The sequence below is a fragment of the Phenylobacterium sp. genome (assembly GCF_036501465.1).
Taxonomy (GTDB): Bacteria; Pseudomonadota; Alphaproteobacteria; order Caulobacterales; family Caulobacteraceae; genus Phenylobacterium.
In genome coordinates this window covers 1-14,257 of sequence record NZ_DASYAF010000067.1, presented here as the reverse complement: position 1 = coordinate 14,257, position 14,257 = coordinate 1, and the positions used below count along the sequence as shown (strand labels likewise).

Sequence of the window (14,257 nt, the reverse complement as noted above, 5' to 3'; positions counted from 1 at the left end):
CGACGCTGACGCCAGGGAGACGGCGGAAGAGCTGATCCATCAGAGCGAGGTGATCTTCAGCCTGATGGCCGGCTGCGCCAGCGCCGACGCCCAGAAGATGATCGCCGCGGTCCGCCGCAAGACCCGCTGGCACTGGTCCTATGTCGGCCTGGCGGAAAGCGACTATCCCCAGGGCGTCTTCGACCACTGGCGCACCATGCGCGCCGGGCTCGCCGCGCGTGACGCCGCCCAGGCCGCCGATGGCGCCCGCAACATCCTCTATTTCATGCAGTCCGAGGTCGCCCGGCTGATGCTGGCCCGGGGCCTCGGCATGCAGGAGCCCGCCGAGGCGCAGGCCCTGCAGCGACGGGTCTCCAGCGCCCGCTGAAACCTTGAGGATCAACACCGGAATGCGACCAGGAGCCGACATGAGCCCGCAACCTTCCCGTAGAACCGTCGTGGCCGGGACCGCCGCACTCGGCGCTTTTGGAGGCGGGCTCGCCAGCCCGCTGGCCGCCGCCGCCCAAGCCGCGGCCTCGCCGGCCTGGCAGGCCGTGCTCGACTACGTCCAGGGCCAGAAGACCACGGGCTTCCTGGTGATCCGGAACCGCAAGACCCTGGTGGAGAAGAACTGGCCCGCGCCCACCGAGGGCGCGTTCAAGAACTTCGCCTATGAGACCACCGCCGAAGGCGCCCTGCTCGAAGATGTCGCCTCGCAGCAGAAGAGCTTTGTCTCGGTGCTGGCGGCCGTGGCCGTCGACAAGGGCCTGCTGGACGTCGCCAAGCCGGTCTCGGCCTACATCGGCGCCGGCTGGTCCAAGGCCCAGCCGGACCAGGAGGCGAGGATCCGGGTCATCGACGTGCTCACCATGAGCTCGGGCCTGACCGAACGCTTCGCCTACGCCGCCCCGCCCGGCACGGTCTTCCTCTACAACACCCCGGTCTACGCCATCACCAAGCGGATCCTGGCGGCCGCCGCCAAGTCGTCGCTGGAGGCCATCACCCACGACTGGTTGACCGCGCCGGCGGGCATGAGCAACACCTCCTGGCGCAAGCGCCCGGCGGCCTTCGCCGACGTCGGCAATCCCACCGGGCTGGTCACCAGCCCGCGCGACACCGCCAGGCTGGGCCAGGTCGTGCTCGACGGCGGCAAGGCCGCCGACGGCAAGCGCATCGTCTCCGAGGCCGGGATGAAGGCGATGTTCACCCGCTCGGCGACCAACCCCGCCTATGGCCGCCTGTGGTGGCTGAACGGCAGCCCCTTCACCATCAAGCCCCTGGCGAACCGGGTCGAAGGCCCGCTGATCCCCGCTGCGCCAGCCGACCTGGTGGCCGCCCTGGGCGCGCTGGACCGCAAGCTCTACGTCGTCCCCAGCCAGAAACTGATCGTGGTGCGCATGGGCGCGGCCGCGCCCGACAAGGCCTTCGACCAGCAGCTCTGGCTGCGGCTGTCCAAGGCGATCGCCTGAGCCCGCCGGTCCCGCCCACCCAGGCCATGCGGCCGGAAAGCCTCGCCGTGCGTTGAGACCGGCAGGACCCGGGAGACGGTGGATGAATCTGGTGGCGATCCTCGGCGCGGCGGCGGCCTGCTGCTCCACGGCGAGCTTCCTGCCGCAGGCCTGGCGCATCGTCCGCACCGCCGACACCCGCTCGCTGTCGACGCCGATGTACGTGCTGACCGTCTGCGGCTTTGGCCTATGGCTCGCCTATGGCGTCAGCCGCAAGGACTGGCCGCTGGTGGCGTCCAACGGCGTCTGCTTCGTCGCCGCCGCCTTCATCCTGGCGATGAAGCTGCTGCCGCAGCGCAAGCGCAAGACCGTGGCCCGAAAGCTCGACCCGACCTCCTGACCCCGGCGAAGGGGAGCCTTTCCGACGGTGAGGCGGCTCAGGCCGGCTTGACGAACTTCAGCGCGTACTGGTCGGTCTTGAAGCGGATGGCGGGGTCGAAGATTTCCTTGGTGTGGTCGTCGCCCGGCCGGTTGAGGAACTTGCCCTCGCCCACCAGCCTGAAGCCCGCGGCGGTGACCTCGCGGACCACCGTGGCCTTCTCCACCCGGTGCAGCTTGGCGATCTCATCGGTGGTGATGCCGGGGTTCGCCTGGTGGTCGAGGATGAAGTAGGTCCCGCCCGGCTTCAGCGCCGCAAAGACGGCCTTGTTGAAGGCGGCCATGTCGACGACGCCGTACTTGGCGATCTTCAGGTCGTGGTAGTTCTGGGTGATCCAGAAGACATCGGCCTTGCCGGCCGGCAGGTCCATCTGGCCGAAGGGCTTGATCTGCAGGTCGACGTTCTTCTGGGCGAGGCTGGCGATCATGTCCTGGTCGGCCTTGCCCGCGCCCTTCCAGCCGGCGTTCTCGACGCCCATCACCTTCCCGCCGGGTCCCACGACATCGCTCAGCATACGGGTGAAGTAGCCGCCGCCGGGAAACAGCTCATCCACCGTCATGCCGGGTTTGACCCCGGCGAAGGCCAGGGTCTCGGCGGGCGCGCGGTTGGCGTCCTGGGCGACGTCGTTCTTCGGACGCGAGGGATCGGCCACGGCCTTGGCGACATAGGCCGGCGGGGCCGCGGCGCGGGAAACGCCGGCGGCGCCGGCGACGAGCGCGGCCGCCGCGACGGCCGCAATCAGGGTGGATTTCATCGGGTGGCTCCCCAAAAGGTCGAGCCCCCATCCTGCCAGCCCCGACGACCGCCGCCTGCGCCGTCGCGGCGGACAGGCGCCTCCCCGCGACGAACGGCCGCGTCCCTGCGGCAGGCCCGAAACGCCGATTTCCGCCGGGACGGGCCGTCGCGGCGCGCCCGGCGCCGACCGGCGCCACCGCCCCGCATTCGACGGGTCGCGCCGCGCGACAATCGGTAGAGTCTCAGTTTTCGGCAGGAATTCGCCAGATGGGCGAAATCATCCGTGAACCCCGTTAAGGTTAACGGCCGGGCATATTCAACTCACAGAAGAACTTGATCGGCGCCAAGCTCGACTGTGATAGAGTGAAGAATGAGTTAAGGCAGGTCTGCAGGCGCGGGCCTGTCGCGGACCTTTGTCGTTGGGGGATAATCTATGCGCAGCCTGGTTTACGTCGCAGCGGTCGGAGCACTGCTGGCGGCGTCGTCCGCGAACGCCGCGGTGAAGTTGAGCTTCACGCCGCAAACGGGTTCGTCGCTCGATTGGATCGACTCGAGCGAAACGCCCCAAGCGGCCACCTTCCCGAACGGCGGCTACGTGGTCAGCACCAACCCCGTCACCAAGCCCAACGGCAACCCCGTTCTCGACAAGAACAACAATCCGGAGTTCGCGAACTACGGCGGCAGCTTGACCTCGAACGTGAAGGTCAAGAACCAGACCGCGAGCTTCACGAGCGGCGTCGCCGCCCGTGGGCCGTTCTCGATCGACGAGGGCACGATTTCCGGCGCGTCGGCCACGGCCACCTCCGGCGTCGTCGCCACGCTCACCAACACCGGCCGCAATGCGGTGACCCTGGACTCGATCGACTCCCAGATCATCCAGGCCGGGATGGGCTTCATGGTCCAGAAGACGACCGGCAACCCCGTCGGGGGCGACGTCTTCACCGGCTACGGTGTCGACTCCAAGGGCTCGTTCGGTGACCTCAACAAGACCGGCCGTCTCAACACCGAGACCATCGGCACCGCCGGCTTCACCTTCGACGTCTACGGCGCCGACTACGCCACGACGCCGGACGTCCTGCCGCTCTATCAGATCACCGGCTCGGTCAGCCTCGGGTTCGACGCGGACGGCAACGTCGTTGAGTTCTCACAGATCTCCGACGCCCAGAGCACCCTCACCAATTTCCAGGCGGTCTATCCGGACGCCGCCGGCCTGAACAACTCCGACAACATGGCCGGCTACGAGTGGGACGCCACGGACATCACGATCGGGCTGAACAACTTCCTGCTGGCCGCCGGCCAGAGCACCCAGCTCTACTATGTCGCCAGCTCCTACGTGGACATCTCCGACCCGTGCCCGAGCGACAAGGAATGCCTGGTCGGCTATTCGGGCTTCGGCGACCCCGTGGGCCGCGGCGGCGGCGTGTCCGACTTCGCCCTGTTCCAATCCGACGCCCGCTCGTCGTCGACCTGCCCGGACGACAACAGCGAGATCTGCTTCTCGCCGCAGAGCGTGACGCCGTTCAGCAACGTCGACTTCACCAAGGACGGCGGCGGCGTGCCGGAACCGGCGAGCTGGGCCCTGATGATCATGGGCTTCGGCCTGACGGGCGCGGCGTTGCGGCGCCGGCGTGTGCTGTCGTACAGCTAAGGTATGACGTCAGATAACGCGGAAACTCTCGGCCGACAGGACGAAGCCTACGCGTATCGGGCGTTCATCAGCTACAGCCACCGCGACAAGAAGCTCGCCCAGTGGCTCCACCGCGAGGTGGAATCCTACCGCATCCCCGCGAAGCTGATCGGCAAGGTCACCGGCGTGGGGGCCGTGCCGCGCCGGCTACGCCCGATCTTCCGCGACCGCGAGGAGTTGCCCGCCTCGGGTGACCTCTCCGCCGAACTGAGCAATGCGCTCCGCCAGTCGATGTTCCTGGTGGTGATCTGCTCGCCCGCCTCGGCCAAGTCGCGGTGGGTCAACGAGGAGATCATCCAGTTCAAGCGGGTGCACGGCGACGCCCGGGTGCTGGCCGTGGTCGCCGACGGTGAGCCCTACGCCTCGGATTCCGACGTCCCCGGCGCCCACGACAGCGAGTGCTTCCCCCAGGCTCTGCGCTTCCGCATGGGCGCCAATGGCAAGCTGTCGAAGGTCCGCGCCGAGCCGATCGCCGCCGACATCCGCCGCGAGGCAGACGGCTATCGCCTGGCGACCCAGAAGCTGATCGCCGGCCTCACGGGCCTCAAGCTCGACGAGCTGGTCCGCCGCGAGACCCAGCGCCGCATCGCCCAGATCACCACCGTCGCCGTCGGCGCCATGATGGGCATGGTGGTCACCGGCGGGCTGGCCTTCTACGCCAACTCGCTCAGGATCGAGGCCAACAACCAGCGCACCATCGCCCAGCACGAGGCCGCCGCCGCCCGCGCGGCCTCCGACTACCTGGTGGGCACCTTCGAGCTGTCGAATCCGGCCGTCGAGAACCCGCGCACTATCACCGCCATGACCATCCTGGACCGCAGCGCCCAGCGGGCGCGGCGCGAACTGGCCGACCAGCCGGCCATCCAGGCGCGGCTGCTGGCGACGCTCGGGCGCGCCTACAACAACCTCGGCCTGTTCGCCCAGACACAGGGCGCGATCGAGGCCTCCATGCCGGCGATCGAACGGTCGGGGCCGGAAGGCGCCGAGGCCCTGCTGGTCCTGTCCGACACCTATTCGCGGCAGGGCGCGATGGACAAGGGCCTGGAGGCGGTGCGCCACGCCAAGGCGCTGATCGGTCCCCTGACCCCGTCCACCGCGGTCCTGCACGCCCGCTCCGAACTGGCCGAGGGCAAGCTGCTGATCTCCGGCGCCAAGGTGAAGGACGGCATCGCCGCCTTCGATCGCGCGCTCGCCGACTATCGGATCGCCGCCGACCGGCCGCCGGGCGCCGTCGCCGCCGTGCTCAACAACCGCGGGCTCCTGCTGTCCGACGACGGCCAGTTCGCCGCCGCCGACGCCTCGCTGACCCAGTCGCTTCAGCTCTTCCAGACCGAACTCGGCGCCAACCACGTTTCCACCGGCAAGGCCTGGTTCGCGCTCGCCCAGAACTCGTTCAACGCCGGCCAGCTTGCCAAGGCCCGCACCCAAATCGCCAACGCCCTGCGCATCGAGCGCGCGGTGCTGGACCCGGACAACGCGACGCTCGCCGACACCCTGTCCATGCAGGGTCAGATCTACCAGGGCCTGCGCATGCTGCCGGAAGCGGAGCGGTCGCTGCGCGAGGCGATCGCCATCTATCGCAAGGCGTTCAAGGGTCCGCACTACCTGATCGGCATCGCCGAAGTGTACCTGGGCTTGGTCCAGTCCCAGCGCGGTGACACGGCCGGCGCGCTCGCCACCCTGGACGACGCCAAGCACAACTACGACGTCAGCTACGGAAAGATCCATCCGAACCACGGCGACCTGCTGGTCAACCGCGCCAAGGTGCTGGCTCACGCGAACCGCATGGGCGAGGCGCGCCGCAGCTGTGAGGCCGGCCTGGCGATCCTGCGCCAGACCATGGGCCCGGACGCCAGCTTCACGAAGTCGTCGGCCGCCGATTGCCGCGCGCTCGCGCCGCCCAAGCCGACGCCGGTCGCCACGCCGCCGGCGCCCCAGCCGGCCGCTCCATCCAGCGCCAAGCCGGCGGCGGCGGCGCCCGCCACGACGACGACCGCGACCGCCGCGCCAGCGGCAGGCGGCAAGGCGCCGGCGACGGGCGGGCCGCAGTCGGCTCCGGCGCGCTAGCCCAGGCCGGGCTCAGCGCCCGGCCGGGTTCCGCGACAGGCGGTAGAGCGGATAGGTGCCATACCCCTTCGGCAGCGCGATCTTGCCCACATAGTCACAGTCGAAGGGATGGTTCTTCTCCATCTCCAGCACCGCGGCGAAGGGTTCGGTGACGTACACCGCGCCCGAGGGCGTGACCGGCTCGATCCGCGCGGCGCGCGAGACCTCGGTGCCGTAGTAGGTGGTCCGCCGGGTCACCGGGTCGTAGCCGGAATAGGTCGGGCCGTAGTGCAGGGCGATCCGCATGGCGGTGCCCTCGCGCACGCCGAGCGCCTTGCAGTCGACCTTCTTCAGCTCCTCGCAGAGGTCCAGCGCGGCCTGGGCCGCCGTCGGCGCGTTCTGGAAGACCGCGAAGATCGCGTCGCCCCAAGTGTTGCCCGAGCGGATGACCTCGCCGTGCTGCTCCAGCGAGCGCGCTGCGCGGACCATCACGTCCTCCCAGAACAGCGGCAGCACCCGCTCGTCCAGCTTCGAGAAGCCCGGATAGTCGGTGAACATCAGCCCGTAGGCGCCGCGCTCCACGTCGATCTGCGGCGGCGGCGGCGGCATCACCGGGCGGGTCAGCTTGGGCGCGATGACCACCTCGGCGCGACCGCCGGTGTCGCGCCAGGCCGTCACGTCCGACCCGCTGAGCGTGCGCTCGCCGCGCTCCTCGACGATGACCAGCTGCACGGCCTCGGCGTTGAGCTGGCGCGCCCGCAGCCGCGCCATGCCCATGGACACCTTCGAGCCATAGGCGAACTGGGCCATCTCGCCCATGTAGCTCATGTTGCTGGCGAAGGTGATCGAGGCCGCCCGTTCGCGGATCGCGTGGTAGCGCGCCACCCAGTCCTGGCCGGCCGGCGTCACCGACTGCTCCAGGAAGTCCGCCTCGGCGAAAGGCAGCACCACGTGCACCTCGGCGCCCGCCTCCAGCAGGAGTTCGGCGATCATGATGTCGGCGCCGGCGGCGAGCGCGCCGTAGCCGAAGCCCACGTCCTCGCGGGCGATCACCGCGCGCATCCGTCCCGCCAGGTCGGCCTCCAGCTCGGGCGTGCTCAGGAAGATGTTGCCGCAGAACATCGCCACCTTCGGCGGCTCGATGAGCTCCAGCAGCGGCTCCATCCCGTGGTCGTCGCCAAGGGCGGCGATCAGCCGGCGAAGCTGCAGCACCGTGGTGGAGCGCGCGCCGACGTCGGCGTCCGGCGCCTTGATGGCCTGTTCCAGCGCCGCGCGGGCGCCGGCCACGTCGCCCATCACCGCCAGCGCCTCGGCCAGCGTCGCCAGCGAGAAGTAATCGGTCGCCCCGCTGGCGCTGGTGTCGTCGGCCACGCGCTTGGCCAGCGAGCGGGCGAGCCGCGGCCGTCCCGCGATCCGGGCCAGGGTCGCCGCGTTGATCGCCGGATAGGTGGAGTTGGTGCGCTTGTGGACGGCTTCGTAGAGCTTGGCCGCCTCCAGCAGCCGCTCCGGATCGGGCGAGGGCGCGTCGAAGGCCTGGTCCTTCAGCAGGCGCGCTTTCAGCGACAGCGGATCGACCCCGCCGATCTCCTCCAGGTGATAGTCGTCGTAGAGTTTCAGCGCGCGCTCGGTGTCGCCCAGGCGCGCCAGGGTCAGCACCTCGAGATAGTTGAGGTCCGGATTGTCGGTGTCGCCCCGGCGCACCACCTCGTCGAAGGCGCCCAGCAGGTCGCCCCGGCCCAGGGCCGCGCGGACCGAACGCGCGCGCTGGTCCGGCGTCCGCGCCGCCGCCTGTTCCAAGGCCCGTTCCGGAGTGACAGGCGCGTTCACGCCGTCCCGCCCGATGAAGGACGCGCCGACGCGCGGCCCCAACGCCGCGTCTCTAGCGTCACAATCCGCACGCCGCTCCAGTCCCTCACGGCTCCGGCGTAGGCGCTGAGGCCTTCGCCGCTCGATGTAACGGTGACGCTATAGGGACATGGCGCCCCCGTCCATTGCAACACTATCGGCGAAGTGGCGGGTTTCGCTTCTGGGTTGAATCCAGGCCGTTCGGGGCCTGTGCGGCCTCGCGTCGCAGGAAGGCGTTTCTTAACTCCCTGGGAGCAATCCTTTCCGCGGCTTCGCCTGGCGAAGAGGAGCGGCGTCATGGCTCTGGCGGAATATCTGCCGTCCTTCAAGGGCGCGATGCGCCGACGAGCGACGCCTTCGGCCTTCCATGGCGTGCAGAACCTGATCGTCCAGGGCCTGGGCATCGGCATGATCGGGCTCACCGCGCTGCTCACCTTCCCCTGGAAGCTGGTGGCGGGCTGGATGGTCGCCACTGCGGTCGCCGCCCTCGTCGAAGACCGCCTGCTGGAGCGCGCCGCGAACGCGCCTGGCGGCGCGCCGTTCAGCGCCCGGGTGGCCGCCGCCATGCGGGTGGTGGTGACCACCCTCTTCGCGCTCGCGTCCCTGTTCCTGATCGCCAAGGGCCAGGGCGGCGACAAGCTGTTCGGCTTTGCGATCATCAGCGCGGCCCTGGTGCACGTGCTGATGCGCCACTACCGCTCGCCGCTCATCCTGGCCGCCAGCCTGGTGCCGTGGGTCGGCATCCTGGGGCTGGTGGGCTGGGGCCTGGCCAAGGCGGCGCTCCGCGACGGCCACGTGCTGCGGGCCTTCGCCACCACCTTCGTGATCGGCATGCTGGCGGTGGAGTTCTGGTCGGCGCGCCAGCAGCTCTGGGCCGCCTGGCGCGAGCTCAACGCCACCCTGGCCGGCGTGCGCCGCGCCGAGGCCTCCCTGCAGGAGACCCAGCGGATCGCCAAGATCGGCTCGTGGCGCCAGGCGCTGGGCGGCGCGCGCACCGAATGGTCGGACGCGCTCTACGAGATTTTCGGCCTCGATCCGGCCGAGGGCGCGCCCTCGGTGGAGCGGATGATGGAGCGCCTGGACGAGGACGGCCGGGCGCGGCTGCGCACCCTGCTGGACGGCGAGCACACCGAGGCTTTCGGTTTCAGTCTCAAGCTGCAGCGCACCGACGGCAGCGAGCGGCACTGCTGGGTCGAGGGCCGGCCGGAGCTGGACGCCCACGGCAAGCCGATCGGCTTGATCGGCTTCTGCCAGGACGTCACCGATCGCGAGACCGCCGCGGCCCAGCTGCGCCAGGCGCAGAAGATGGAATCGGTCGGCCAACTCACCGGCGGCCTGGCCCACGACTTCAACAACCTGCTGGCCATCATCATCGGCAACCTCGACCTGATCGGCGGCGACCTGAAGGAAGGCTCGCTGGAGAAGGAGTTCGCCGACACCGCCCTGGAGGCGGCGCTGAAGGGCTCGGAGCTCACCAAGCAGCTGCTGGCCTTCTCGCGCCGCCAGACGCTGGACCCGCGGGTGGTGGACCTGAACGGCCTGGTCGAAGGCATGGCGCCCCTGTGGCGGCGCACGCTCGGCGAGGCGGTCACCGTCAAGCTGGCGCTCAAGGGCGACCTGTGGCGCACCAAGCTCGATCCGGCGCAGATGGAATCGTCGCTGCTGAACCTGGTGATCAACGCCCGCGACGCCATGCCGGACGGCGGCGTGCTGACGGTGGAGACCACCAACGCCACGGTCGATCCCGACAATCCCGAGCTGCCGCCCGGCGACTACGCGGTGATCGCGGTCTCCGACACCGGCGGCGGCATCGCGCCCGAGATCCTGGCCAAGGTGATCGAGCCGTTCTTCACCACCAAGGGCGTCGGCAAGGGCAGCGGCCTGGGCCTTTCGATGATCTACGGCTTCGCCAAGCAGTCGGGCGGCCAGCTGCGCATCTACAGCGAGGTCGGCCACGGCACGACGGTGCGCCTCTACCTGCCGCGCTCCGAGGAGGCCGCCGAGACGGTCAAGGCGCCGGCCGCTGGCCCGATGAAGGGACGCGGCGAGCGGGTGCTGGTGGTCGAGGACAACGTCGACGTCCGCCGCGTGGCCGTGCGCCAGCTCACCGAGCTGGGCTACCAGATCGTCGAGGCCGACAACGGCGTGGCGGGCCTGGAGGTCCTGGCCCAGGACCACGGCGTCGACCTGGTGTTCACCGACGTGGTGATGCCGGGCGGCATGACCGGCATCGAGATGATCGCCACGGCCCGGCAGACGCAGCCTGGCCTGAAGGCCCTGTTCACCACCGGCTTCACCAGCGCGGCCACAGCCAACAACGCCCGGGTGACCGGCGCCGACCTGGTGATCAGCAAGCCCTACCGGGTGACCGAACTGGCCGCGAAGCTGCGCGAGGCCCTGGCCCAGGAGGTCGTCTCCGCCCAGGCCCCGCCCGCTTCGGCGGCCGGTTGATGTGACGCGTAAGGAGGACGTGAGATGGCGCTTATCCTGGTGATCGACGACGAGCAGATGCTGCGGCGAACCCTGCGCGCCCTGCTGGAGCGTGCGGGACACACCGTCGTGGAGGCGGAGGACGGCGAGCAGGGCCTGGCTCAGTTCGACATCCAGAAGCCCGACCTAGTGCTGACCGACATCATCATGCCCAACCGCGAAGGCGTGGAGACCATCGGGGAGATGCGCCGCCGGGCGCCGGAGACGCCGATCATCGCCATGTCGGGCGGCGGCAGCCGCGGCGGCGACCTGTTCCTGACGCTCGCCGAGCAGCTGGGCGCCACGGCGACGCTCACCAAGCCGATCCGCCAGGCCGAGCTGGTCGCGGCGGTGGAGGCGGCGCTGAAGCCCGCGGCCGGCGGCTACGAGGAGCGCGCCGCGGCGCGCTGAACGTCGGCGTAGAGGTCGATCGGCTCGAAGCGCAGGGCGGTGGAAAGCCCGCCCACGTCCGGATGCACCGCAGGCCCCGCCACATAGCGGAACCCGGCGCCCAGCGCCCCCAGCACCAGGGCGCGCGATTTCAGTCCATAGGCCGCGGCCTCGTGGCCCTGCGCCCGCGACAGGCCGCCGAACGCCGTCAGCAGGCGCAGGCTGGCCGCCTCGCGCCGCGGCGGTCCTTCCAGATCGGTGGCGACGCACTTCACCCCGCCGGCCGGCGGCATGGCCTGCGGCTCGTCCAGGCGCACCCGCGCCGCTAGGCCGACGCCCAGCGGACGGCTCATCTCCAGGAACGACTTGCAGCCATAGGTCCAGAAGCCGTCGGCCGGCGCGCCGATCTCCAGCGTCAGGATCTTGCGCTCCGCGCCCGGGATGGCGGCGAGCGCCTGGATCAGGGCGGCGCGCTGGCTGTTCACCGCCAGGCTGGAGTGTTCGATCGCCACGGTCACCGGCAGCCGGCGGCCCTCGGCGGCCAGGCCGCGCAGGTCGACGGCCACGGCGCGCACCAGGGCGATGTCGGCCTTGTAGGCCTGGACCTCGCGCGTGCGGTCGTCGAACTCGGTCCAGGGCTGGGCGGCATGCGCGCGGAAGTGCAGCAGGGTCATCTGCCGCGTGTCCCAGACCGGCGAATAGCTGTGCTGGCTTTCCTCGGCCTGGGCCGCGTCGGGCGCGACCGCGGAGGAGGTCTCAACCGCCGCGGCAGGCGCCGCCTCGGCCGCCGCCTGCAGCGCGCGGCCGACCACCAGCTCCAGGTCGCCGCCGAGCAGCGCCTCGGCCGGGATCGCGGCGCATTGGGTGGCGATGTTCAGGCCCGCGGCCTCGCAGTCGCCCTCGCCCAGCAGCCGCTCGACGATCTCGCGGGCGATGACCCGGCTCTTGAACTCCGCCTCGTCCGGCCCGAGCGTGGCGAACAGCACCAGGTAGCCGTCGTCGCCGTGCTGCTCGAAGACGTCGCCGCGCAGCAGGTGGCGCTGGATGACGCTGCGAGCCGTGGCGTGCACCTTCTCGGCCAGCGCCGGCCAGCGGTCGCCCAGGCGCGCCTGGATCTCGGCCAGGCCCACCATGCGGAAGGTGGCGACCGGCACCACGGCCTGGGCCGGCCGCTCGCCCGCCGCGCGGTGACGCGAGACGCCGCCGGACTGGCGATGTCCGTCGTTGTCGTGCAGCAGCCGCCTGGCCACCTCGGCCAGTGCGCTCAGCAGGCCGGCGCCGAGCCGGCCCTTTCCGTCTGACGGTCCCATTCGAACCTCTTGGCCGCAACCCTTCGGTGTGCCCTAGACCCACGCATTTTCGCGCGGGAGTTGTTCATAGGAGCCTAACGGCCTGCCGTTGGGCCGACGGGCCGGCTTGACGCGCCCTGTAATATGCGTATTCATGTATATACATGGAAACGCATTTCGAGCCCTTCGAGATTCTCGCCGACCCGACGCGGCGGCGCATCGTGGCGGCGCTGCGGGGCGGCGAGCGCCAGGTGGGCGACATCGTGCGCGAGGCCGGGATCCATCAGTCCGGCGTCTCGCGGCACCTGAAGATCCTGCAGGCCTCCGGCTTCGTCGCCGTGCGCCCGGACGGCCAGCGGCGCCTGTACGAACTGCAGGCGGAGCCGTTCCGCGCGCTGGAGGCCTGGCTCGCGGACTACCGGGCGCTCTGGGAAGCCCGCCTCGACCGCTTCGGCGCGGCCCTCGAGGCCAACCGCAACCCCAAGGCCGCCGTCGAACAGGAGCCGGATCAATGAGCAGCACAGAGACCCCCGCATCCGCCGCCGCGCCGCAGGCCGCCGTGGTCATCGAGCGCATCTACCGCGCCGACGTCGAGGCGCTGTGGGCGCTGTGGACCACCAAGGCCGGCTTCGAGTCCTGGTGGGGCCCCGAGGGCTTCCGCGTCGAGGTCCACGCCCTGGAGCCGCGGCAAGGCGGGACCCTCGCCTACGACATGATCGCCGACGCGCCCGAGGCGATCGCGGCCATGGAAGGCATGGGCCAGCCGCTGTCGCAGGGCACGCGCGGAACCTATGCGGAGTTCCGGCCCCACCGGCGGCTGGCGCTGACCCACCTGATCGACTTCGTCCCGGGCTCGGCGCCCTACGAGCACACCATCGAGGTGGACTTCAGCCCCGCCGGCGACCAGGCGCGGATGATCGTCACCATCCATCCCCACCTCGACCCGCGCTGGACGCAGATGTCGCTGGAAGGTTTCCGCAGCCAGCTCACCAAGCTGGACAGCCGGTTCGGCTGGACGGGCTAGCCGGACCCGGTTCAACCGGCCGAGGCCGCGACGAACACCGCATATTGCGCCTCGAAAGCGCGCTGGTAGGCGGGCCGCGCCTGGCCGCGGGCGCTGTAGGCGACAAGCGTCGGATGGGCCTCCAGCAGGCCGGTGGGCTCCAGCCGGCGCAGCACCGTCACCATCATCAGGTCGCCGGCGCTGAACGCCCCGTCGAGCCAGTCGGCCCCGCCCAGGCGATCGGAAAGCTGGCTGAGCCGGGCGTGGACCCGCTCGTCCAGCATCGGCAGGCGCGCGTCGAACCAGGGCTTGTCGCGCTCCAGCAGGCCCGCCATGCCGCGCTCGACGATCGGCGGCTCCATCGTGCTGAGCGCGGCGAACATCCAGGCGATGGCGCGGGCCCGCGCGGCGGGCTCGTCCGGCAGCAGGCCCGGGTGGCGCTCGGCGATGTGCAGCACGATGGCGCCGGTCTCGAACAGCGCCAGGCCGCCGTCCTCATAGGTCGGGATCTGCCCGAAGGGATGCACCGCCAGGTGCGCCGGCGCCTTCATCTCGGCGAAGGTGACCAGCCGCACGTCATAGGGCTGGCCCACCTCCTCCAGCGCCCAGCGCACGCGCAGGTCGCGCGCCAGTCCGCGGCCGCGGTCGGGCGAGGCCTTGAAGGCGGTGATGGTCGGGTTCATCGGCTGGCTCATGGTTTTTGCCCTGGGGATTCCTATCCCGAGGACGAACGGGCGGCGAGCTTCACGACAGGGGCACGAGTTTTTGCTCGCGCGGAGCTCAAGGTTTTTTGAACCACGGACCACACGAACCACACCAACGCGGGCCGCTGGCTGGGTTCCGTGTGGTCCGTGTGGTCCGGGGTTTGAAAGCCCGCTTCGCGGGGCGAGATGGGCTTCCTGCCGCACAAGCCATGCCTCCGCTCAT

Annotated in this window: 12 protein-coding genes and 1 pseudogene; 9 read left to right on the top strand and 4 right to left on the bottom strand. The window is 70.4% G+C overall.

All coding sequences use genetic code 11. The annotated features are described in order from the left end of the window. The 3 genes from VGL85_RS07165 to VGL85_RS07155 all read left to right on the top strand — a co-directional run. Positions 1-367: hypothetical protein (locus VGL85_RS07165; RefSeq protein ID WP_331587496.1), on the top strand; the 367-nt coding region annotated here is incomplete at its 5' end. Between the two features lie 40 nt (positions 368-407). Further along, complete coding sequence (locus VGL85_RS07160) at positions 408-1,448, top strand: serine hydrolase domain-containing protein (RefSeq protein ID WP_331587494.1); 1,041 nt, start codon at positions 408-410, stop codon at positions 1,446-1,448. Between the two features lie 82 nt (positions 1,449-1,530). Then, the gene (locus VGL85_RS07155) at positions 1,531-1,827 is read left to right on the top strand and encodes a SemiSWEET transporter (RefSeq protein ID WP_331587492.1); all 297 of its coding nucleotides are present in this window, start codon (positions 1,531-1,533) and stop codon (positions 1,825-1,827) included. A 37-nt stretch (positions 1,828-1,864) separates the two neighbouring features. On the opposite strand, the gene VGL85_RS07150 is transcribed toward VGL85_RS07155, so the two are convergent. Further along, positions 1,865-2,620, bottom strand: coding sequence for a methyltransferase (locus tag VGL85_RS07150; RefSeq protein WP_331587490.1), 756 nt, complete (start codon positions 2,618-2,620; stop codon positions 1,865-1,867). 1,530 nt (positions 2,621-4,150) lie between these two features. Between VGL85_RS07150 and VGL85_RS22145 the strand changes: the two are divergent. Both VGL85_RS22145 and VGL85_RS07140 read left to right on the top strand, forming a co-directional pair. Next, positions 4,151-4,249, top strand: a pseudogene (locus VGL85_RS22145) (PEPxxWA-CTERM sorting domain-containing protein); the annotation flags it as partial. A gap of 3 nt (positions 4,250-4,252) precedes the next feature. Continuing rightward, positions 4,253-6,355, top strand: coding sequence for a toll/interleukin-1 receptor domain-containing protein (locus VGL85_RS07140; RefSeq protein WP_331587486.1), 2,103 nt, complete (start codon positions 4,253-4,255; stop codon positions 6,353-6,355). 12 nt (positions 6,356-6,367) lie between these two features. On the opposite strand, the gene VGL85_RS07135 is transcribed toward VGL85_RS07140, so the two are convergent. Continuing rightward, positions 6,368-8,161, bottom strand: a complete 1,794-nt coding sequence (locus tag VGL85_RS07135) for a tetratricopeptide repeat-containing protein (protein WP_331587484.1) — start codon at positions 8,159-8,161, stop codon at positions 6,368-6,370. A gap of 315 nt (positions 8,162-8,476) precedes the next feature. On the opposite strand from VGL85_RS07135, the gene VGL85_RS07130 reads away from it, so the two are divergent. Beyond that, positions 8,477-10,630: a hybrid sensor histidine kinase/response regulator gene (locus tag VGL85_RS07130; RefSeq protein WP_331587482.1), complete on the top strand. Its 2,154-nt coding sequence runs from the start codon at positions 8,477-8,479 to the stop codon at positions 10,628-10,630. 24 nt (positions 10,631-10,654) lie between these two features. Beyond that, positions 10,655-11,059, top strand: a complete 405-nt coding sequence (locus VGL85_RS07125) for a response regulator (RefSeq protein ID WP_331587479.1) — start codon at positions 10,655-10,657, stop codon at positions 11,057-11,059. Here the strand turns inward: VGL85_RS07125 and VGL85_RS07120 are convergent. Beyond that, entirely contained in the window at positions 11,032-12,348 is a 1,317-nt protein-coding gene (locus VGL85_RS07120) for a hypothetical protein (RefSeq protein ID WP_331587477.1), read from the bottom strand. The two genes, VGL85_RS07125 and VGL85_RS07120, sit on opposite strands and share 28 nt — an antisense overlap. 143 nt (positions 12,349-12,491) lie before the next feature. Between VGL85_RS07120 and VGL85_RS07115 the strand changes: the two genes are divergently transcribed. Next, on the top strand, positions 12,492-12,842 hold the full coding sequence (locus tag VGL85_RS07115; RefSeq protein WP_331587475.1) for a metalloregulator ArsR/SmtB family transcription factor: 351 nt from the start codon (positions 12,492-12,494) through the stop codon (positions 12,840-12,842). Further along, entirely contained in the window at positions 12,839-13,351 is a 513-nt protein-coding gene (locus VGL85_RS07110) for an SRPBCC domain-containing protein (RefSeq protein WP_331587473.1), read from the top strand. Before VGL85_RS07115 ends, VGL85_RS07110 begins: the two co-directional genes overlap by 4 nt. Before the next feature lie 11 nt (positions 13,352-13,362). Here the strand turns inward: VGL85_RS07110 and VGL85_RS07105 are convergent, their stop codons facing one another. Further along, positions 13,363-14,013, bottom strand: a complete 651-nt coding sequence (locus VGL85_RS07105; protein ID WP_331587498.1) for a glutathione S-transferase family protein — start codon at positions 14,011-14,013, stop codon at positions 13,363-13,365. Positions 14,014-14,257: the final 244 nt, after the last annotated feature.

Coding starts and splice junctions, on each gene's coding strand:
- VGL85_RS07160 (WP_331587494.1), top strand. CDS start 408: ATGAGCCCGCAACCTTCCCGTAGAACCGTCGTGGCCGGGACCGCCGCA.
- VGL85_RS07155 (WP_331587492.1), top strand. CDS start 1,531: ATGAATCTGGTGGCGATCCTCGGCGCGGCGGCGGCCTGCTGCTCCACG.
- VGL85_RS07150 (WP_331587490.1), bottom strand. CDS start 2,620: ATGAAATCCACCCTGATTGCGGCCGTCGCGGCGGCCGCGCTCGTCGCC.
- VGL85_RS07140 (WP_331587486.1), top strand. CDS start 4,253: ATGACGTCAGATAACGCGGAAACTCTCGGCCGACAGGACGAAGCCTAC.
- VGL85_RS07130 (WP_331587482.1), top strand. CDS start 8,477: ATGGCTCTGGCGGAATATCTGCCGTCCTTCAAGGGCGCGATGCGCCGA.
- VGL85_RS07125 (WP_331587479.1), top strand. CDS start 10,655: ATGGCGCTTATCCTGGTGATCGACGACGAGCAGATGCTGCGGCGAACC.
- VGL85_RS07120 (WP_331587477.1), bottom strand. CDS start 12,348: ATGGGACCGTCAGACGGAAAGGGCCGGCTCGGCGCCGGCCTGCTGAGC.
- VGL85_RS07115 (WP_331587475.1), top strand. CDS start 12,492: ATGGAAACGCATTTCGAGCCCTTCGAGATTCTCGCCGACCCGACGCGG.
- VGL85_RS07110 (WP_331587473.1), top strand. CDS start 12,839: ATGAGCAGCACAGAGACCCCCGCATCCGCCGCCGCGCCGCAGGCCGCC.
- VGL85_RS07105 (WP_331587498.1), bottom strand. CDS start 14,013: ATGAACCCGACCATCACCGCCTTCAAGGCCTCGCCCGACCGCGGCCGC.